We start from the raw sequence: 20502 nt of genomic DNA on the forward strand, positions 1-20502 counted from the left end.
ACCTCATCTAGGATCTGAACGTGGAGGTCGGTGCGTCTTCGCTCCGTGAGCATCCTTCTTGCGGGACCACCCCTTCTGCAGGAGAAGGTCGTGAACGCACCCGCTGAACTCCTGATCGACACCGCCGCCGGCAGTGCGCGTGTGACGACGCCGGCGCCCCGGGAGATCTGGTGGGAGCTGGCCGCACAGGACGGCGGTAGTCACGCCACCCAGACACCGGCCTGGCTCGACTGTCTGTGCGCCACGGGGTCGTACCGGGACTCCAGCCGGCTCTACGCGTTCGAGGACGGCAGCCGTATGGTGCTTCCGCTGGTGAGCCGGGCGCGGCGGCCCCAGCGGCTGGACGCGGTGGAGTCTTGGCCGGTCGGGTGGGGAATCGGCGGGCCGGTGACCCCGGGCGGCGTCGGTCTGCGGAAGGCACGGGTGCTGTTCGCCGACCTGGCGGACCGGCCCGCTCTCCGGGTCGGCGTGCGCTTCCGGCCGGGGGATGCGGAGACGTGGGAGAAGGCTGTCCCGGCGGAGTTCCGGCTGGAGCCCCACATGACACAGGTGCTGAGCCTCGACGGCGGCTTCGGCACCGTCTGGGATCAGCGTTTCCGTACCCGTGCGCGGCGCGATGTGCGCCGGGCCGAGCGTGTGTCCCTGAACGTGCAGGTGGACCGCACCGGTCGGCTGGTCCCGGTCTTCCACCAGCTGTACGAGCAGTCGATCGAGCGCTGGGCCGGGCAGCAGCACGAGCCGCTGGCGCTGGCCCGGTGGCGCAGGAGGAGGGAGTTTCCCGGCCAACGGCTCGCCGCGGTGGCCGCCAGGTTCGGCGAAGCCTGCGCGATCTGGGTGGCCTGGCACGGCGGGGAACCCGCAGCGGCGATCGTCGTACTGCGGCAGGGCGGCCAGGCCAAGTTCTGGCGCGGGGCCATGAACCGGGAGCTGGCCCATCCGGTTCGGGCCAACTTCCTGCTGCACCAGCTGGCGATCGAAGAGGCTTGCGAGGCAGGCTGCCGGTGCTACGACATGGGAGAGTCCACCCCGGATTCCTCACTGGCGCACTTCAAGGCGGGGTTCGGGGCCGTCGCCTGCTCGTCCCCGCGCTACTTCCGTGAACGGCTTCCTGTCTCAAGGGCCGAGCACGGGCTGCGGACAGCCGTCAAGCGCGTGATCCGTTTCCAGGACGTCTGACGTTCCCCACCCACCGGGCGCCAACCGGAGGCAGCGCGAGGGCCGCGCACGCCGCGCTCGCCCCACGCGGGTGCGGGGAGGAGAGGAGTGGTCCCCATTCCAGGCAGCCATCCCCTTGACGCCCTCCCCCGGCGGGCGGTGCCCGACCTCCACGCCGATGTGCCGGAACTGCACCGCGGGCTGCTCGATGCCGCCGGACGCGGCGATCCGCTGGACGCCTACCTCTACGCGGCAGGCATCACGCAGGTCTGCGAGGACCGCTTGACCGGCACGTCGTGGCTGCTCAGCCGGGCCGCTGTGCACCTCGACGGGACGGGTGCGGGGACTGTGCTGAGGCACGCGCTGAACGGCACCGTGACGGCGTCCGGGCTGACGCTCGCCATCCGTCGGCTGCGGGCCTGGCTGTCAGTGATGTGGCAGCTCACGGACGCCCTGGCGGACGAGGTGACGGCGCGGCTCCCCGACGGCGACACCGACCGGGGCGGATGCGGCGAACGGGCCGCCGTACTGCTCGAGCGACTGGGTGGCGAGGTGCCGAGGCCCGTCGCGGCCCTGCTCGACGGCTGTGTCCTGCGGCCGCCGTCCTGCTTCCGCAGCTTCGACCAGCACCCCCGCGACATCGCCGAGCTCGTCACCCGCTTCGTACGCCGGTACCCCGATCGCCGCCGCGCCCTCCTGGTGATCGGGGTGCGCACCTCGGGCACCTATCTGGCGCCGCTGGCCGGGGCCCTCCTGCGCGCCGAGGGATACACCCGTGTCCAGGTCCGCACGACGCGGCCCGCGGGCCCGTCCCTCCGCGCGGACGCAGCCGAGCTGCGCTCCGCCGCGCGGGACGACACGCTGGCCCTGCTGATCGACGATCCGCCGATCACCGGCGCCAGTCTGGTCAGGGTGGCACGAGGGCTGTTGCGGGCCGGCTTTCCCACCGAACGGGTGGTCCTGCTCACGGCCGCCTTCGGCGACCGGTCGCTTCCCGCACTCGTGCACGACTTCCCCCACGTTGTGCTGCCGCCGCAGGAGTGGCACATCCGTGACCGCATGCGGGCCCGGGAACTGCGCCGCACGCTGGCGGCACTGCTGCCGGACCAGGAGGTGCTCGCCGTGTCGGCGGACGAGCCCAGCCTGCCGTCTCGCTGGTCGCACCTCGAGGTACCCCTTACCGCCCGGCTGCGCTCCGGCACCGGCGACACAGATGTGCAGCTGGTCGCCCAGGGGGCGGGGACCGGATACTTCGGGCGCCATGCCCTGGCGGTCGCCGACGCGCTCGATGGTCTGGTGCCACCCATCCAGGGGTTCCATGACGGAGTGCTCCTGAGGGTGCGCCGTCCCGGGGAGCCGGATCTGCTGCCGGACCTCGCCCCCACACGACAGATCCCGGCCGACGATGTCGTTCGCTATGTCGTCCAACGCCGCTCCCGGCTGCCGCTGCCGACCGACCGGGGACCGCTGCTGACGGGACGTCAACCGGCATGGGAGATCGCGGCGCGGGTGTTCGCCGTCCGGTGCGGCCGACTGGCGGTGCCGCTGCGGGCGCTGCTGATCGATCCGCTGCTCCGCGACCTGCTGCACACCCCGTCCGCTTCGCTGGTGGACGGGGAAATGATGTGCGGGCGCTGGTGGCCCGGCCCCGGTGGATGGAGCAAGGCCGACTTCGACGAAGGGCACTTCAGCCATCTGGACCTGGCCGCGTATGACGCGGCTTTCGACCTCGCGGGCGCCGCGCAGAGTCATCCGGAGCACGCGGACCGGATGCTGGCCGACTACGAGCGCCTCACCGGCAGCCGGGTGCCGGCCGCACGGTGGTGTGTGTACGGGGCCGCCCACGGTTGGAACGCCGAGCGTCTCGCCCACTCGGGGGCGGCCGCGGAACCTGGGGAGGCCGAGGCCAGACGGGCGCGTTCGCGGGCCCTGCAGGAGTACCTCGCCGGGCTCTACCTCGACACCGTCGGGGAGACCGGGGACATGGACCGGACCGCGCGGTCACCGGGGCAATGGTGTGCGCTGGACGTGGACGGCGTCCTGGAGTCGGACCTGGCCGGCGCCCCGGCCTCCTCGCCGGCCGGAATGCTGGCCCTGCGCGGTCTGCGCGGGCACGGATACCGGGTGCTGCTGGCAACCGGGCGTTCCGTGCCGGAGTTGCGCGACCGCTGCCGGGCGTACGGGCTGCGCGGCGGCGTCGCCGAGTACGGCGCTGTGGTGTACGACGCCGGGTGGGACCGTTGCGTCCCGCTCGTGACCGGTCCCGATCGCTCGGCGCTGGTGCGGGTGCTGTCCGGGCTGCCGTCCGTGAGCGTCGACCCCCAGTACCGGTACTGCGTGCGGGCGTCCAGAGGGTGGGGCGCGGGCCGTGTGGCGCTCGACTCCCGGACCGTGCGAGAGCTGGCGGACAGTCCGCATGCCGCCGGTTTCGTCGCGGTGCAGGGCGAGACACAGACCGACTTCGTTCCTGTGGGCGTCGACAAGGCGACCGGCTTCGCGGCACTGCTGGACCTGCTCGGCGCCCCGGCGGGGGTGCGCCCGGTGCTGGCCGTCGGCGACAGCGCCACCGACATCCCGCTGCTGCGGTGGGCCCACGCCGGCTTCGCTCCGGGTAACGCCGCGCCCGAGGTGCGGGCGGCGGGAGTGACGGTCTTGCGGCGGCCCTACCAGGCCGGGCTGGCCGACGCGGTGGCGCGGCTGCTCGGACACGCGCCGGGCCACTGCACGATGTGTCGCGTGCCGGCACTGTCACCCGCTGACGCGGCCCTGACGGCTCTGCTTGCCGTGCCCGAGGCCGGCCGGGCCGGAATGCCCGTCCGGCTCGTCCGCCTCGCCCGAGCTCGTGCGGCCGTGACCGTGCCCGGCTCCGAGCCGGCGGCCGGGTGGCCGTCCGCCCCGCCCGGGCGTCGGGCCGCCGGGCGGGGCCGTACGGGGCGGTCACGATGATGGCCGCGCTCGTCTCCCGTCTGCTGAAGCGGGGCGCGGGCACCGCGCCCGCGCGGGTGCGGTCCGTGGAGCTCTGGTCGCTGGAGATGGTGCTGCGCAACGGGCACGTGCTGACTTTCAGCTCGATGCTCACCTCCGCCCTCGGCGCCCTGTACTGGGCGCTGGCCGCCCACTCCTACAGTGACGACACCGTCGGCCGGAACTACTCGGCGGTCGCGGCGATGATGCTGCTGGCCGGAGCGGGGCAGCTCAACATGACCAACATGTTGGTCCGGTTCACTCCGGGCGCCGGGCTCAGGAGCCGCCGCCTGGTTGCGACGGCCTACCTGGCCGCGTGTGGGAGCACCACCGTCCTCGCCGTAGCGTTCGTGTTCCTGATCCCGGCCCTGTCGCCGGGCCTGATGTTCCTTCGCCATCCCCTGGTCGCCTGCGGGTTCGTCGTGGCGACCGCCGGCTATGCGATCTTCGTGCTGCAGGACGGCGTGCTGACGGGTCTGCGCAGGCCGGGCTGGGTGGTGCTGGAGAACGTCGTCTTCGCGCTGGTGAAGATCGTGCTCGTGGTGGCACTCGCCTCCCTCGCTGCCACCGGCATCCTGTGGTCCTGGGCCCTCGCGGTCGTCGTCGCCATCGCGCTGGCCAACGTCCTGCTGTTCGCCCGGTTCCTGCCCCGGCGTGGGGATCCCGTGCGCGACGACCGCGCGGACACCAGCGGGCCCACCGGGCGCTACCTGGTCGCCGACTGGACGGCGGCCCTGTTCTGGCTGGCCGCCACCGCGTCCCTGCCGATCATCGTCCTCAACCGTCTCGGTCCGAGCCAGGCCGCCTACTTCTCCCTCGCCTGGCTGGTCGCCTTCTCGCTCTACCAGCTGAACAGCAACATGGGCGCCTCCCTCATCGTCGAGGCGGCCCACGATCCTTCCCAGCTGGCCGCCCACTGCAGGCTGGTGCTCAGGCACACCCTTGTGCTGCTGGCCTGCGCTGCCACCGCGCTGTGCGCGGCGGCACCGCTGATCCTGCGGATCTTCGGTCCCGAGTACGCCAGGAACGGCGCCGATCTGCTCCGGCTGACCGCCGTATCCGCCCTGCCGAACCTGGTGGTGGTCGCCGCCGTCAGTATCTGCCGGGCCCAGCGCCGGCTGCGTCTGCTGATGGGCATCCTGGCCACGGTGTGCACGCTGGCCACCGTTTTGTCCTACGTCCTGCTGGGTCCCATGGGCATCGCCGGAGTGGGCGCGGCGTGGCTCGTCGCGCAGACCACCGTTGCCGCCACGCTGTGGTGGTGTCGGGCGCACTGGCTGCCCGGGTACCAGCACGCGGCTGATGCGCGGGGATGAGACGCCGAGCGGCTACGCGCCGGTCGTCGCCGACAGCGCGCCCATCTGGCGGCAGCACCGCTCGACCCACCCGTTGTCGCGGCCCGGTTGTGCACGAACCCTGACGAGTAGAAACCGGGATGAATCGCCTAATCTTGAACGAACCGGACATCACATGCTCTTGCTGGCGGCGGGTCGCTGACTGGTGCTGAAGAGGGTACGGCGGTCTCCACGCGGGCCCGCATCGGTACGTGAGGAGGCAGCCCGATGGGCGATCGCGCGACGGTGACAGGGGAACCTGCGCGTTCCGGGGCCATCGCCTCCCTACTGCCCAGAACAGGCATGTCGCGCACGGGCGCCACGGGCGGGCGGCTTCCCGGCCGCCGGGCGATCCACCTCGTGTTGCCGACAGCGATCGTCCTCTGGCTGCTCGCGTTGCGCCATGTGAACCTGCGCGGCATGGACGACCTGGGGCTGTTGCAGGTGCTTCCCGTACTGTTCTGGGTCGCTCTGGCGCTGCTCACCCTCGGCTTCTGCCTGTCACTGGGCGACAGGCGGACCGGCAACGGCCGGCTTCTGGCCTACGTGCTGGGGCTGATCGGGATGATCCACGCCACCCCGTCGCTGTTGTACCCGGAACTGCGCTACTCCTGGGCCTGGAAGCACGTGGCGGTGGTGGACGCGATGCTGCGGCACAACGGCGACGTGCCGAACCCGACCGGGTTCGACATCTACAACCAGTGGCCGGGCTTCTTCCAGCTCAACGTCCTGTTCCTGCGCGCCACCGGTCTCGAATCCTGCCTCGGCTACGCGCAGTGGGCGCAGCCCGTCTTCAACGTGGCGCTGCTCGGTCCGCTGCTTCTGCTCTACCGAAGTGTCACCCGTGACCGCCGCCTGATCTGGGGAGGCGTGTGGATCTACTACGTCTGTTCCTGGGTGGGACAGGACTACTTCGCCCCCCAGGCCTTCGCCTTCCTGCTCTGCGTGACCGTGATCGCCCTGGTTCTGCGGCAGTTGCCGACGTCCGCGCTGCCACATCCACAGCCGCACGACCGAAGCTGGCCGCGGGGCCGGCTGATCGCGGTACTGCTGATCGTGGCCGTGGTCGCCTCGTCGCACCAGCTCACCCCGATCATGCTGATCACCGCGCTGGCGTTCCTCTCACTGCCGCGCCGCAACCGGAGAGTGACCGTGCCGGTCCTGGCGGGAGCGCTCGCGATCACGGCCGTATGGGACTCCACCGTGGCCCGGCCCTACATGTCGAAGAACATCGCGGGCATGCTGCGGGCGCTGGTCACACCGGACACCAATGTCACCTCGGGGCTTCACCGACTCGGTACCTCTCCCCCGGCGCAGGTCTTCGTGGCGTGGGTCGACCGGTCTCTGACCGCGGCTGTCCTGCTGCTGGCCGCGATCGCGCTGCTGCGCGTTCCATGGACCCGCCGGACCGGGCTGCCCCTGGTCGCGCTCTCGCCGTTCCCGCTCCTCGCCGCGAACGCCTACGGCGGCGAGATGCTCTTCCGGGCCTATCTGTTCGCCCTGCCTGCCGCCGCCTTCCTGGTCGCCACCCTGCTCTTCGGACGGACCGGTCGACCGCGCCTGCGCACCCTCGCCGTGTACCCCGTGCTGCTGGCCCTGGCCGGGAGTCTGGTCTTCGCCTACTACGGCAAGGAGGCGATCTACTCCTTCACTCCCCAGGAGCTGGCCGCGGCCAGGTACGCGGTCGCCACCGCCCCGTCAGGATCGCAGTTCGTCTCGCTCGGCGGATCGAGTCCGGGCATCGACATGCACTACGACGATCACCTCGGGACCCAGATCGACCTGCAAAGATTCATCACGGACCGGCAGCAGCCCGGGGATCTGCAAGCAGCTCTTCTGAAGATCACCGGGAACAGCACGATCAAACCGACCTTCGTCATCCTCAACAGGGCTGCGCTCGCCGACAACCGTCTCAACGGACTGCTGCCCGCCCGGACCATCAGCAGGCTTCAGGCGGTGCTTCCCAGGACGCCCGGCTTCACCCTCGCCTACCGCAACCGTGACGCGGTGGTCTACCGCTACGACCCTCCGGTGAGGAGGCAGCTGTCATGAGCTTCCGCCGAGTGGGGCTCGCCCTGTCCGGCTGGGTGGCCGCGGCGTTCACCGCGCTGCCGCCGGGCCTGTTCCTGCGCGTGGCCGTGGTCACGGTCTTCCTGGTCGTCTGCCCCGGCCTGGCGGCCGTCCGATGGGCCCGGCCGCCAGCAGCGGTGCGCGACCCGCAGCGGGTCGCCGTACTGGAGTCCTGTGTGCTGGCCGTGGTGCTCAGCCTGACCCTGTCGGTCCTGGTGGCGGAGGTCCTGTTCCTGGCCGGGGCCTTCACCCTCGTCGGTGCGGTGCTTGTCCTCGCGGCAGTGACCTCCGTGCTGGCGCTCGCGCCGCGCCCCGGCAGAAGGCGCCGGAACGCGGCGCCGCACACGCACGGCCCGGCAGAGACGACCGGGTCGCCGCGATGAACGGCCCGTTCGGCAGCGAGGGAGCTTCGGATCTGCGTCAGCCGGCGCCGACGACGCCCGGGGACCGGTGGTAGCGGTGCCTGCCATGCGTGCGGGGCGGGCGCTGGCCGCCATCGCGCTGGTGCTTACGGCATCCTGCGGCCCGAGCGGGACGGAGGAGCCCAGCCCGCCCGCCCCGGGCGACTGGGGGTTGGTCTTCCACGACGACTTCCGCGGTGCGCGTCTGGACTCCGGGCGCTGGACCACCTGCTACGACTGGAACGAGAGGGGATGCACCAACAGCAGCAACGACGAGCAGCAGTGGTACCTCCCCGGCCAGGTCTCGGTGCGCGACGGCGTCGTGACGCTGAACGCCGAGCGGCGGTCCGCACGGGGCAGCGACGGCAGGACCTATCCCTGGGTCTCCGGCATGATCTCCACCGGCAGGGACCACTGGGACGCCCGCCCCCGGCGGACCTTCACCTACGGCTACTTCGAGGCGTCCGTCCGCATCCCCTCGCAGACAGGCATGTTCACGGACTTCTGGCTGATGCCGGCATCGCGGTACACGCCCCCCGAAGTGGACATCATGGAGTTTCGCGGCAGCACGCAGCGCGTGAGGATGTACGCGCACTGGCGTGATCGTGCCGGCTCCGACCAGCTGGCGGCAGGCGGCTTCGGTCCGGTCGACTTCCCTGCCGGGCACCACGTCTTCGGCCTCCTGTGGAAGCCCGACGCGCTGACCTGGTATGTGGACGGCGTCAAGCGGTTCCAGGTGACGGGGGCGGAGCGTGTTCCCCAGGTCCCCATGGAGGTCCTGATCACTCTGGCCGTGGGGGTACCGCAGTCGCCACCGCCCTCGGTGGACTCGGCGCGGATGGCGGTGGACTGGGTCAGGGTCTGGCAGGAGTGAACCCCGCACCGGACAGGCGGCCGGACACGCCTCCTTCCGAAAGAACCGCCCACGGTCTTGACCTTGCGGCCAAAACGGCTGAATGTGTACGTATATGTCGTAAACGTATGCCGTAACAGAGGCTGTGCCCATGAACAGCGACCCATTCATCCCCCATAAGATCGACACCGACCGGGGAACCAAGACAAGCCAGGAGACCGGCAGCACCCCCACCACCGTCAGCCTGATCGTCCCGGCCCGCAACGAGGCGCGGAACATCCCCTGGGTCTTCGAGCAGATCCCGGACTGCGTGGACGAGGTGATCCTCGTCGACGGCGACTCCCACGACGCGACCGTCTCCATGGCCGTGCTCTGCCTGCCGAGCGTGCGCAGCGTCCGGCAGAGCGGTCCCGGCAAGGGAAACGCCCTGCGCACCGGCTTCCTCGCCGCGACCGGGGACTACATCGTCATGATGGACGCCGACGGCAGCATGTCACCGGCCGAGATCCCGCACTACCTGCACTTCCTGAACAACGGCTACGACTTCGTCAAAGGCTCGAGATTCGTACAGGGCGGCGGCTCCCTGGACATCACCCGCTTCCGGCGGATGGGAAACCGCCTGCTCGTGGCCGCCGCCAACCAGCTCTACCACGCGTCCCTGACCGATCTCTGCTACGGATTCTGCGCCTTCCGGCGAAGCTTCCTCGACCAGCTGGACCTGCACGCCGTCGGCTTCGAGATCGAGACCGAGATGGTCGTGCACGCCCTGCGCTGCGGACTGCGCATCGCCGAGGTTCCCAGCCTCGAACTGCCCCGACGCAGCGGTAACTCGAACCTCCACGCCATCTCCGACGGACGCCGAGTGCTACGCACTCTGCTGTCCGAACGGACCGCCACACGCTCCGTCCACGGCCCAGAGCCGAGTGCCGGATGAGCCCGGCGACCCTCACCCCCGCACCCGCCTGGGCTCCGGTCCAGGTCGTCGACGTGGACCTGGCCCGTCCCGGTGAGTTCCGGATCCCGGGTGCCCCCGAGCCGGTCCTCCCCCAAAGACGGGTCCGAGCCCTGGTACGTCTGCACGGCGTCCCGCTGGGCATGGTCAACGCCAAGGACGACTCCGGCCCCGAGAGATTGTGGCGGGCCGTGGAAATCGGCGCCGGCCGGGAACTGGCCGGCGCCATCACCCGCCACCTTGCCGAAGACGCCGCCTGCGCCCAGAGCGGCGACCCCGGCGAATGGCCCTGCCAGGCCCTGCGCCGGCGCACCCTGCGCCAGGCCCCCACCATCAGCGTGATCGTCGCAACCCACGACCGGCCGCAACTACTGCGCCGCTGCCTGGCCTCACTCCTGCGGTCGCCCTACCCCGCCTTCGAGGTCATCGTGGTCGACAACGCTCCGGCCGACGACGCGGCCCAAGCCCTGCTGCGCGAAACATACCGGGAGCGGGTCCGCTACGTTCGCGAGCCGGCCGCCGGCCTGGCCCGGGCCCACAACCGGGGACTGGCTCACGCACGCGGAGCCATAGTCGCCTTCACGGACGACGACACCCTCGTCGACCCACAGTGGCTGTCCGCACTCGCCGAGACATTCGCGCAGAACGCGGGCATCGGCTGCGTCACCGGACTCATCGTGCCCGCGGAGCTGGAGACACCGGCCCAGACAGCTCTCGAACGCCAGGGTGGCTTCGCCAAGGGATACACGCCGCGTGCCTGGTCGCTGTCCGAACCGCCGGATGACCCGCTGTTCCCCTTCACCGCCGGGCGCTTCGGTTCCGGCGCCAACATGGCCTTCCGCACCGGCCTACTGCGCTCCCTTGGCGGCTTCGACACCGCTACCGGCACCGGCACCCCGGCTCGGGGCGGCGACGACCTGCTCGCCTTCTTCGAGGTCCTCGCCGCCGGCCACACGCTCGCCTACCAGCCGAGCGCCGTCGTCTGGCACCGTCACCGCCGTACGCAGAACGCTGTGGCCGCGCAGGCGTTCGGCTACGGCGCCGGACTCGGCGCCTATCTCACCGCAGCCGTAGTGACCCATCCCCGCATCCTGCCCGCCCTGCTGCGCCGCCTCCCGGGCGGCGTCCGCCACATGGCGACCCGCTCCCGCGACAGGAGCGCCGACCCCGAGGCCGGCTGGTCCGCGCGCCTGGCCCTCGTGGAAGCGCGCGGGACGGCCTACGGACCCTACGGCTATCTGCGCGGACGTCTGACCCGCGCACGGCGATGACCAACCCGGCGAGGTGAGGCGGGCACGTTCACCACGTCCCGCCGTACCGGTCACCCGCCTCACCGGCTCGTTCCGGTTCTCGAGAGGCCCTCATGAACAACGCACCGCCCGTCCCCACACTGTCGGTCGTCATCTGCGCCTACACCCTCGATCGATGGGAGGACCTGCGGGCCGCGATCGGGTCGGTGCTCGCCCAGGATCCGCCCGCGGACGAGATCGTGCTGGTCATCGACCACAACCAGGCACTCCAGGAGCGGGCCGAGCGGAACCTGAACGGTGTCCGGGTGGTGCCCAACCAGGAGCGGCGCGGCCTGTCCGGGGGGCGCAACACCGGAGTGGCGGTCTCACACGGCGACGTGGTGGCCTTTCTCGACGACGACGCCACCGCGCAACCGGGATGGACGGGCCGTCTGCTCGCGTCCTACGCCGATCCCCGGGTCATGGGCGTCGGCGGGCTTGTCCGCCCGTCGTGGACGACCGGGCGGCCGGTATGGTTCCCGCCGGAGTTCGACTGGGTGGTGGGTTGCTCCTACCAAGGACAGCCCGATCAAGCATCCCCGGTGCGCAACTTCATCGGCGCCAACATGTCCTTCCGCAGAACACAGTTGCTCGCCGTCGGCGGGTTCCTCGACGCCCTGGGACGAGTAGGCACCCGCCCGGTGGCCAGTTGCGACGAGACAGACCTGTGTCTACGCATCGCGGCCCGCGACCCGAAGGCCGTGCTGCTGTACGAGCCCGCCGCCGAGATACACCACCGAGTCCCCGAGTCCCGTGCCCGCTGGGCCTACTTCCGGTACCGCTGCTACGTGGAGGGGCTGTCCAAGGCACTGGTGGCCCGGCGCTGCGGGACCGGGCCGGCGCTCGCCAGCGAACGCGCGTACCTGCGCTCGACCATCCCCCGGGCCCTCGCCCGGAACCTCAGCCGCATCGGCAGCCCCGGCGCGCTGCGCACGATCGGGGCACTGGCCGCGGGAGTGTGCGCGACCGCCACCGGCTACCTCGTGGGATGGGTCCGGCCGCTGGATTCCCCGCGCTTGTTCTGGCATCCGCAGACATCGGCACGGCCTCGGGCGAGGGCCGGCTCATGACTGCCGTACCCGTCTTTCTCTACCACGCGGTGTCCGACAACCCGCCGCGATGGCTCGCCCCGTTCACGGTGAGCCCCCGCACGTTCGTGGAGCACCTCAACATGATCGCCGACAGTGGCCTACGCGTCGTCCCACTGCGGCAGTTGGTCACGACACTGCTCGGCGGCCCCCCGCTGCCACCCCGGTCCGCGGTGCTGACCTTCGACGACGGATACGCGGACTTCGCCTCCACGGTGGCCCCGCTGCTCGCCGGGCGTGGACTCCCGGCCACCTTGTACGTCACCACGGGGGCACTGCACGCCTCGGGCACACCCTCAGGCCGTGGACCGTTCCCCTCCGCCGCCACCCTGAGCTGGGGCCAGCTCAGGGAACTGGACGCGGCCGGATTCGAGATCGGCGGACACACCAAAACCCACCCGCAACTGGACACGCTGCCCCGGACCTCGGTGCGGGAGGAGGTCGGCGGCTGCAAACGAGAGATCGAGGACGCCTTGGGGCACCCCGTCGACTCGTTCGCCTACCCGCACGGCTATTCCAGCCGCACCGTCCGCACGCTGGTGTGGGAGACGGGCTGGACCTCCGCCGCCGCCGTCCGAGGTCCGTCGGCGCTCAGTTCGAACCGCGACGACCCGCTGAGGTTCGCCCGCCTCATGGTGCGGGCCGACACCGACCGGAAACGCTTCGAACTCTGGGCACAGGGTGAGGGCGCTCCTGTCGCCCCGTTCGCCGAGGGACTCAGGACCAGGGGCTGGCGGGCGTACCGCAGGGCCAGGGCCGTGACGGGACACCCCTACCGCGCGCTACCGACCGACGAGGGGTGACGCGGCCCCACCGCCGGGGGCCGCGTCGCATTCGGCTCCGCTCCGACCGGGTGTCGCACACGAGAGATCCCGTTGGCCGCGCCAAGCGACGGAGCGCTGTCAGTGGTGGGGGGCAGCATCGGGCGTATGACGGACACCACAGCATTCGACTGGCGATCCTTCCTGCTCAAGTGGAGTGGGGAGTGGGCGGATTCCCTGCCGGACGCCGAGACGCGGGGCGAGGACGACGAAGCCGCACGGCAGGCGCGGTGGCTGGGCTTCCCACCCGCGTCCGAGGAGGGGATCGCAGCCCTCGAGGAGCGCCTCGGCCGAAAGATGCCCCCGTCGTACCGGGAGTTCCTCAAAGTCAGCGACGGCTGGCGACACGCGGGCGGGTTCGTGTGGCTGCTGGCAGGGACCGAGGACACGCACTGGCACAACAACGAGTCAGGACTCGGGGACACGTTCGAGGAGTACGTGACTCCTCCCCCTGGATGAATCCGGGGGGCTTCTCCTGTCGTGGCTAGGCCACGTTGGGAAGGACCAGCCCGGCCCTGATAGCGACGTTGAGTGCGCCGACCTGATCGGCGTGGGCGGTGTGGCCGCACTGGGTGCACTCGAACTTCTCTTGTGTGGGGCGGTTCTCACCGGACACGTGCCCGCAGGCGGGGCACGTGCGGGAGGTGTTGCGGGGGTCCACCGGGATCAATACACGACCGGCGCTTTCAGCCTTGTGCGCGAGGATGCCCAGGAACACCCCCCAACCCGCGTCGTGGATGCTCTTGTTCAGCCCGGCCTTCGCGGCGGCTCCATTCGGGAGGAACGCGCCGGGATTGGCGGTGTCGGGTTGGGGTTTGGGCGCGCGGACCATGTTCGCGATGCTCAGGCGCTCGTGCGCTATCACGTCGTAGTCGCGGACCATCGCCAGCGCGGTCTTGTGTGCGTGGTCGGTGCGCTGACGTCGCACCTTGCGGTGCACAGCGGCAACTTTCTCGACCGCCCGGCGGTGCTTGGCGGTGCGGTTTGCCCGCGTGCGGCGGCCGAACGCCGTGAGTGCTCGCTGAGCGTCGGCGAGGGCTTCGGCATTGCGCCGTCCGTGCCTCGGGCTGGGCTGGTGCTCGCCCTGGGAGGTGGTGAGAAAGTGGGCCACGCCCATGTCGATGCCGCACGCGGCGCCGGTCGCCGGTAGCGGTTCGGCAGGCACGTTGTCGCAGGCGAGGATGACATACCACTGCCGTCCCTCGCGCTTGATGCTGACGGTCTTGACCCGGCCCTTCACGGGGCGGTGCTGATGCACACGGATGTGTCCGACGCCTTGGAGCCGGACGCGGGTGAGCGGGTCATGCGGGGTGGAGTCCCACCGGCAGCCGTCCCCGTCCTTAGGGAAGTCCACCGTGTCGAACCAGTTCACGCCCCGGGATCTGGGATAGCCGGGCTTCTGTCCGGCCTTGACCCGCCGGAAGAAGGCCTGCATCGCTTTGTCCAGGCGGCGCAGGGTGGCCTGCTGCGAGGAGAACGACCAGCGGCCCTGACGCTCCGGATCGAACGTTCGGATCTCCTTGAGCTGTGCGGACTGCGCGCCGTACTTGATGCCCGTCTTCGAGCTGTGCCGGTAGGCGTCGCGGCGTTCCTGTAAGGCCCCGTTGTAGAGCGAGCAGTGATCCCGCAGCATCTCGGACAGGGCTTGCGTCTGACGGACGGTGGGGCGCAGGAGGAACTTATACGCGCGGTGCACGCCCGGCGTCCTCCTTCTGCTGTGTCGTCCAGGGGCGTTCCCACTGCGTGTCGATGTACTTCTGAACCGTGTCCGCGCTGAGGGCGCCGGCCGAGGCGACGAAGAACGACGACGACCACAGGGTGGGCATCTGCGACTTCAGGTGCGGGAACTCCGAGCGCAGCACGCGGGAGGTGAAGCCCTTGAACTGGTTCGCGACGTAGGACGCGGACGCCTTGGGCTCGTGCTTGACGAACAGATGCACATGGTCGGGTCACCTCAAGCGCGATGATCTCCCAGCCCTTCTCCGCCGCCTTCGTCTCGATCAGCTCGCGCAGCCGGACCGCGACCCGGCCACCAAGAACCCGGCGGCGGTACTTGGGGCACCACACCACATGCAGCCCCAAGTCGTGCACGCCACCGGAATACCGGCGAACCTTCCGCGCCACCGTCACACCGATCACGATACACGCGCAGCACATCTCGTCGGCTCGGGTCAACAGTACGGACCTGTGAGCACAGTTGAGGTCCAAGCAGCCCAGAGAAGCGATTCCCCCCACGCCTAAAGGCGCGAGTCTCCTCGCTAGATAGGTGATGATGTACTTCGACGGCCTGGTGACGGACCCGCGGTACGCGCCCGAGCTGCTGCCGTCACTGGTCGCCGAGCACGCGGCGCACTCGTACCGGGACGACTCCACGCTGACGTTCAATCTGCGGGGCGCTGACGACGACCTGGTGGCGCTCGCCTACGCGACGTTGGATCAGGTGCGCAACGGCACGTACCGGTACACGGCGTCCGGACCGTTCGGTGAGGCGGTCGAACGGGCGCGGTGGGGAGACACCGACGGCGCCTGGCGGACGCTCATCAACGCTGTGCCTCTGTGGGAGCCGCTGGGACCGGACCACCTGGCGCCGCTGGGGTGGGTGGCCGACCCCGTACTCGGCCCGCTCCTGACCGAGGAGCGGGGCCGCGAGCTGCTGTCAACTCCCAGAGGAGGGCATACGGGTGAGGCACCGAGTCCGACGGCCGCGCTCGACCCAGGCAACCTGGCGTGGCTCGCGGAGCCGGACACGGGCAACCGCACGTCCTACCGGTTCGTCCTGGTGGAGGGTGTGAAGCCGGAGGAGCTGCCCGGACGTCTGGCGGACGGGGACGGGGACGGGGATGGGGATGGGGACGGGGACGGCCCGGTGCTGAACGACCCCATGACGCTACGGGAGGCGCGCCACAGATTGCTGGGCAACCAAAGGGAGTTCTCGTCCTATGACGACAGAACTCTCGTGGCGGTCGGCCGGGCCGGCGCAGGTTGGAGTTTCGCCTTCGACGGTGACCCCGCCCCATTCGACCGGCGGCGGTTCGTGTCCCCGGCCGCAGCCGCCAGCACGGGCACCCGCGCGGTGGTGGTGTGGAGCGGCCTGCGGACATGGCACGGTGAACGGTTCTTCCATCTTTCGGTGGCGCGAGACGGTGTCGAGCAGTACGCGTTCACCTACGCGGACGGAGAGGTCCAGTCAAGCGGGGCGATCCCGCAGGCGCTCAATCCGCGCCGGTTCTTCGGTGACCTGGAGGACGGCGCCGAGACGGAACGGTCGCTACTGGAAGCGGTGACTGGGGAGTTCGGTACCCATCTGCCGCGTCATGCGATCGTGAACGGGCGGCTACACACGTTTGCCACCCGCTCCTGGACACGGCCGCCCGCGGACGGAGAGAGCTACGCGGTGATCCGCATGCACTGGGAACCCTAGCCCGAGTTTCCTAGATACGTTCATCTTCGAGGGCATCGCTGCAGGCCAGCTTGGCTTTGAAGGGTTCATAACTGTAGGACCTAGGCTCAACGAGCGCTTGGTCCTGCGGATGGTGTCTGGTGCGCAGATCAGGCATCTCGCCAGGGGGTCGCGCTAGCTGGGCGGCCACCGCAGAGCGTGCCCACCGAACGACATCAGCGGCGAGCCGGGCCCGCGCACCCCGTCCTCGTACCGCCAGTAGCTCAGGCCGACGGTCCCGGAAAGGAACCCGGCAAGAAAGCCCAGAGCCAGCGGGCCCACCGGGTTGGGGGCCCCCTCCTCGACCACTTGCCCGCCGACCTCGAAGATCGCCACCCCGAACCCGAGCGCCGCCGCCACCCCGGCCAGGCCCAGCACCAGCCACGCCCACCGGCGGCTCCTGGTCGCCGCGACACTGAGCACCTTGAACTTCAACGGCTTCTGGCAGCTCCCGCATTCCAGCGCCCCCACCCGCCGGCCCTTCTCCGGCCGCTCGATGTCGATCGGATGGAGAGCAAACTGGCGGACGACATGGCTGCTGTGGACGTCCTTGGACACCATGTGCGCATATCTCAGACCTGGATACGGCCCCAATTCCCGCTTACCCATAGCAGCCCCCTCTCGATGAAGACCCTTCCCTAAGCGGACGCGGAAGAAATCAGTAGAACTACGCAATCGGCTACGCATGTTCGCCGACCGCGAAGTTGCCGCGTGCAGACCGCGCTGGTCGAGCAGGGTCCGAGCCGTAGTCGGCGTCCAGGGGCGGCCCGCCCGTACCTCATCAGCCACTCGCACGTGACCGCGCTGTGCCTATCGTCGGCCTCGCCGACCAGCCGGGTCATCCGCGGCCCCGCGGAGCCGATGCGAACCGCCCGCTGCGACCGGAACCAACCCATGACGCCAACTCCACCCGCCACCCCGGCAGATGCAGTCGGCAGCCTACGGACGCGCTGGACCGTGCGAGGACGGGGAAATCGCCTGGCTACCATGACCTACACCTACATACGTTGGGCAGCGTGGGCTGACACCATGGTGCGCGGATCGGTTGGTCTGGCCGGGTACATGTGGGTCATGCGGGCGCAGCCTGGATCCGTGCGGCACGGACAGCGGGTGACCGTCGCCCGGGGCAGGTCAGAGGCCGCCGGTGTTGAGCAGCCGGTTGGGGGTGTCGGAGCGGACGCCGCGCACGACACCGGGGGTGGCCGTGTGGTCGAGCCAGACGTGGACCTGGTGGGCCGTGGCGTGGGGGTGCGCCGACAGGTACAGCGCGATCACGCCGGTCGCATGCGGCGCGGCCCAGGATGTCGCGCCGTAGTTCTCCGTGGTCGTACCGCCGCCGGCGAGGGCGGCAGTCACCTTCTGGCCGGGGGCGTACAGGTCCACGCAGCGTCCGTAGCCCGATCCGTAGGAGCTGCCGTCGCTCCACGCGCGGTCGTTGGAAGTGGAAGCCGCCACGACGATCGTGCCGGGGACACCGGCCGGGGAGTGTTTGCAGGCGTCGTCGTGGAAGTTGCCGGCCGACACCACCGTCGGGATTCCCGCGTCGACCATCTTCTTCACGGCGGATTCCAGAGCGGCCGACCGGTGGTCGAAGTTGAGCGACATGTTCACCACCGCGGGCTTCTGCGCGTGTGCGGTGACCCACTTGACCGACTTCACCGCGGCCGCCTCGGCCGCCGCCGGGGAGCTGCCGCCCTCGCTCTCGCACAGGATGCCCTGGACCCGTACGAGCTTCGCCTTGGGCGCCACCCCGTACTTCGCCCCGCCGATAATGCCCGCGACGAACGTGCCGTGGCCGATCCCCTCCTCGCTGAAGCAGTCACCGGAGTCCTTGGGGCCCACGAAGTCGGCGCCGAGGCCGGCGCGGCCGCCGAATTCCTTGTGGGCGATGTCCAGCCCGGTGTCGATCACATAGACGTGAACGCCCTTGCCCGTGGCGGTGGTGGTGAACTTTCCGTTCAGCGGCCGCGACCGCTGGTCCAGAATGTCGAGATTCCACGGCACGTGCCGGGTGATGGGCAACGCCGCGGTCTGCGCCACTGCGGACAACTTCCCCACAGCGCCGGGGGACGCTGGCGCCGAGCCGGACGACGCGGCCTCCCCCAAAGGTGCCACGGACTCCCTCTTCCCGTGCGCGGGGAGGGTCCTGCCGCTGTCTCCGGCCTGCGCGCCGGCTTCCCCGGCGCAGGCCGAGGCCCCGAACACCGTCGCCATGGCCATCACCGTGATACCGGCCTTTGTTACGTTCCGAGTCACAACGTCCCCCACAGCCCTGGTTCGTACACAGTCAGCGCACAAGACGACCGCAGGAGGCGGCCGGTTCCGGCGGGGGCGGGATGCTCGGTTCACAGGCGCGACGAAACCCTGTTCGACCGCGCACCAGTGAGGAGCGCCGCCGGACACGATCCCGACGGCGCGCAGCCAGCCCTTGCGGGACAGCTCTTGCAGCCGATGCGCCCCGGTGCGAGGCAACCGGAATCGTCCGGAAGATGACGACGGGCCTGTGGACGCAATGGCAACGAAGTGTGGACCGAGTGCCAACGACAGCAGGACGGCCCCCGGGGCATTCTCGATCAAGCGCCATCCGGAGATCTCGGTTGCGCGGTCGACCCGGTCCGTCATCGCGGGGCGGGATGTGGAAGAGGGAAGGACAATCCATGCGTTTCAAGGCCCTGACCGTGGCTGCCGTAGCCGCCGGTGCCCTCACCTTCGGCGTGGCGCCGGCCAGCGCCGCGCCGTACTGGCAGACGACCACGGGCGTGAACTTCAAGTTCTGCACCGCGTACAAGCATCACTCGGTGTCCAACAACGTCAACTGGAAGGTGTGCGAAGTCGTCAATGCGAACAACGACGCCCAGGTCGTCGTGATCGTGCAGAACGCGGCAAGCGTGGCGATCACCATCGGGGGCTCCGTCAACAGCAGTTATGGCAGCTCTGGAACGTGCTACACGTCCACTCTCAACCCCGACTTCACTCGCGGATGTTTCGGGCAGACCGTTCGATACTCCAGCGATGCCTGGTGGATCCAGGGGACGCTCACGGTCAACGGCGTCAAGGACATTTGGACCATCTAGCGCTCTCCTCGCTGCAGGTCTGCCTCGGGAGGAGTCACGTTCCGCTGTCCAGCTTCGCGTCGAACCTCGCCAGCGGTCTCCCTGGGGACGGGTTCGCCTGGACGGTGGCGGAGGGGACGCCTGCCCCTTCCAGGATCCGGGGTATGGCGAGGGCCTTCTCGTCGGCAACCAGGCCTGCCACTGGCCGGTACCGCGGCGGGCTGACGACGAAGGTCCACCTCGCGCCCGACGACCGGTGCAGGCCCCTGGCCTCCGTCCTGACCGCCGGGCAGGCCGGCGACGCCCGGGCCATCACCCACGTGATGGCCCGCCTGCGTGTTGCCCGCCCGCGGGGACGGCCCCGCACCCGGCCCGATGTGGTCCTGGCCGACGATGCGTACTCCTCCCGCGCGATCCGCGCGCACCTGCGCAACCGCGGAATCAAAGTGCGGTCACTCAGGAGGGTGGCCAGTTGCGCAGAGCGGCGTCGGCCATCTCCTGGAGTTCATCGCGGCCAAGACCGCTCGCGGCTTGTACGGCGATGCCGTAGGCGAAGGTGGTGAGGTAGCGGGCCAGTAGCCCCGGATCGGTGTCGGCCGGCAGATCGCCGTCGTCGACGGCTCGCTGGAACCGCTCTCGGATGCGGGAGCAGCCGTCGTTGCGCCAGGCGACGAGGAGATCACGGACGTCCTGCCCGGAGTCGCTGACGGTCAGGGCGCTCTGGACGCCCAGGCAGCCGTGGGGGTTGGCCGGGCGGGTGGTGGTTCGAACGACGCCGGCCATGATCGCGGTGGCGACGCCGAGGGCGGTCGGCTCCTCCATGGCTCGGGCGAGGTATGCGCTCGGGCCTTCGGTGTAGCGCTCCAGGGCTTTGCGGAACAGCTTCTCCTTGTTGCCGAAAGCTGCGTACATGCTGGTGGTGGAGATGCCCATCGCGTTCGTCAGGTTGGCCGTGCTGGCTCCCTCGTAGCCATGCTTCCAGAAGACCAGCATGGCGCGCTCGAGAGCTTCGTCGGTGTCGAATCCTCGCGGTCGACCCATAGGGCCGCTCTGTTTCGTCTCCACTCCCCCAGCCTACCTCTT

General features: G+C 70.1%; 17 protein-coding genes and 3 pseudogenes. 14 read left to right on the top strand and 6 right to left on the bottom strand.

Translation table 11 applies throughout. The features are described from left to right. The first annotated feature begins 90 nt into the window (after positions 1 to 90). From OG985_RS05605 to OG985_RS05655, 11 genes and pseudogenes are all read left to right on the top strand, one after another. A complete protein-coding gene (locus tag OG985_RS05605) occupies positions 91 to 1176 on the top strand; it encodes a GNAT family N-acetyltransferase (protein WP_371667091.1) in 1086 nt (361 codons plus the stop codon). 87 nt (positions 1177 to 1263) lie between these two features. Further along, positions 1264 to 4101 carry an HAD hydrolase family protein gene (locus OG985_RS05610; RefSeq protein WP_371667092.1) on the top strand — a complete coding sequence of 946 codons (2838 nt, stop codon included), beginning with the start codon at positions 1264 to 1266 and terminating at the stop codon, positions 4099 to 4101. Continuing rightward, entirely contained in the window at positions 4098 to 5435 is a 1338-nt protein-coding gene (locus OG985_RS05615) for a lipopolysaccharide biosynthesis protein (protein ID WP_371667093.1), read from the top strand. Before OG985_RS05610 ends, OG985_RS05615 begins: the two co-directional genes overlap by 4 nt. 321 nt (positions 5436 to 5756) lie before the next feature. Then, positions 5757 to 7505: a glycosyltransferase gene (locus OG985_RS05620; protein ID WP_371667094.1), complete on the top strand. Its 1749-nt coding sequence runs from the start codon at positions 5757 to 5759 to the stop codon at positions 7503 to 7505. Continuing rightward, positions 7502 to 7906, top strand: coding sequence for a hypothetical protein (locus OG985_RS05625; protein WP_371667095.1), 405 nt, complete (start codon positions 7502 to 7504; stop codon positions 7904 to 7906). Before OG985_RS05620 ends, OG985_RS05625 begins: the two co-directional genes overlap by 4 nt. A gap of 85 nt (positions 7907 to 7991) precedes the next feature. Continuing rightward, positions 7992 to 8798 (top strand): family 16 glycosylhydrolase, encoded by an 807-nt coding sequence (locus OG985_RS05630; protein WP_371674268.1) that lies wholly within the window; start codon positions 7992 to 7994, stop codon positions 8796 to 8798. Between the two features lie 130 nt (positions 8799 to 8928). Then, entirely contained in the window at positions 8929 to 9711 is a 783-nt protein-coding gene (locus OG985_RS05635; RefSeq protein WP_371667096.1) for a glycosyltransferase family 2 protein, read from the top strand. Further along, entirely contained in the window at positions 9708 to 11000 is a 1293-nt protein-coding gene (locus OG985_RS05640; RefSeq protein WP_371667097.1) for a glycosyltransferase family 2 protein, read from the top strand. The genes OG985_RS05635 and OG985_RS05640 overlap by 4 nt, the downstream gene beginning before the upstream one ends. Before the next feature lie 92 nt (positions 11001 to 11092). After that, positions 11093 to 12088: a glycosyltransferase family 2 protein gene (locus OG985_RS05645; RefSeq protein ID WP_371667098.1), complete on the top strand. Its 996-nt coding sequence runs from the start codon at positions 11093 to 11095 to the stop codon at positions 12086 to 12088. After that, on the top strand, positions 12085 to 12909 hold the full coding sequence (locus OG985_RS05650; protein WP_371667099.1) for a polysaccharide deacetylase family protein: 825 nt from the start codon (positions 12085 to 12087) through the stop codon (positions 12907 to 12909). The genes OG985_RS05645 and OG985_RS05650 overlap by 4 nt, the downstream gene beginning before the upstream one ends. A gap of 126 nt (positions 12910 to 13035) precedes the next feature. Then, a pseudogene (locus OG985_RS05655) lies at positions 13036 to 13368 on the top strand (SMI1/KNR4 family protein); the annotation flags it as partial. Between the two features lie 43 nt (positions 13369 to 13411). On the opposite strand, the gene OG985_RS05660 reads toward OG985_RS05655, so the two are convergent. Both OG985_RS05660 and tnpA read right to left on the bottom strand, forming a co-directional pair. Continuing rightward, complete coding sequence (locus OG985_RS05660; protein ID WP_371667100.1) at positions 13412 to 14623, bottom strand: RNA-guided endonuclease InsQ/TnpB family protein; 1212 nt, start codon at positions 14621 to 14623, stop codon at positions 13412 to 13414. Further along, positions 14607 to 15084: pseudogene (tnpA, locus tag OG985_RS05665) on the bottom strand (IS200/IS605 family transposase). Before tnpA ends, OG985_RS05660 begins: the two are co-directional and overlap by 17 nt. Before the next feature lie 112 nt (positions 15085 to 15196). On the opposite strand from tnpA, the pseudogene OG985_RS05670 reads away from it, so the two are divergent. Next, positions 15197 to 16348, top strand: a pseudogene (locus OG985_RS05670) (SMI1/KNR4 family protein); the annotation flags it as partial. Between the two features lie 153 nt (positions 16349 to 16501). Here OG985_RS05670 and OG985_RS05675 read toward each other — a convergent pair. Both OG985_RS05675 and OG985_RS05680 read right to left on the bottom strand, forming a co-directional pair. Then, a complete protein-coding gene (locus OG985_RS05675) occupies positions 16502 to 16927 on the bottom strand; it encodes a hypothetical protein (RefSeq protein ID WP_371667101.1) in 426 nt (141 codons plus the stop codon). A 570-nt stretch (positions 16928 to 17497) separates the two neighbouring features. Further along, positions 17498 to 18406, bottom strand: coding sequence for a S8 family peptidase (locus OG985_RS05680; RefSeq protein ID WP_371667102.1), 909 nt, complete (start codon positions 18404 to 18406; stop codon positions 17498 to 17500). Positions 18407 to 19023: 617 nt separating this feature from the next. Between OG985_RS05680 and OG985_RS05685 the strand changes: the two genes are divergently transcribed. Then, positions 19024 to 19440: a hypothetical protein gene (locus OG985_RS05685; RefSeq protein WP_371667103.1), complete on the top strand. Its 417-nt coding sequence runs from the start codon at positions 19024 to 19026 to the stop codon at positions 19438 to 19440. A gap of 34 nt (positions 19441 to 19474) precedes the next feature. Here the strand turns inward: OG985_RS05685 and OG985_RS05690 are convergent, their stop codons facing one another. After that, a complete protein-coding gene (locus tag OG985_RS05690; protein WP_371667104.1) occupies positions 19475 to 19621 on the bottom strand; it encodes a hypothetical protein in 147 nt (48 codons plus the stop codon). On the opposite strand from OG985_RS05690, the gene OG985_RS05695 reads away from it, so the two are divergent. Further along, entirely contained in the window at positions 19584 to 19982 is a 399-nt protein-coding gene (locus OG985_RS05695; protein WP_371667105.1) for a transposase, read from the top strand. The genes OG985_RS05690 and OG985_RS05695 overlap by 38 nt on opposite strands. On the opposite strand, the gene OG985_RS05700 is transcribed toward OG985_RS05695, so the two are convergent. Next, positions 19876 to 20460, bottom strand: coding sequence for a TetR/AcrR family transcriptional regulator (locus OG985_RS05700; RefSeq protein ID WP_371667106.1), 585 nt, complete (start codon positions 20458 to 20460; stop codon positions 19876 to 19878). The genes OG985_RS05695 and OG985_RS05700 overlap by 107 nt on opposite strands. Between the last annotated feature and the right edge of the window lie 42 nt (positions 20461 to 20502).

It is taken from the genome of Streptomyces sp. NBC_00289, from assembly GCF_041435115.1.
Classification (GTDB): Bacteria; Actinomycetota; Actinomycetes; order Streptomycetales; family Streptomycetaceae; genus Streptomyces.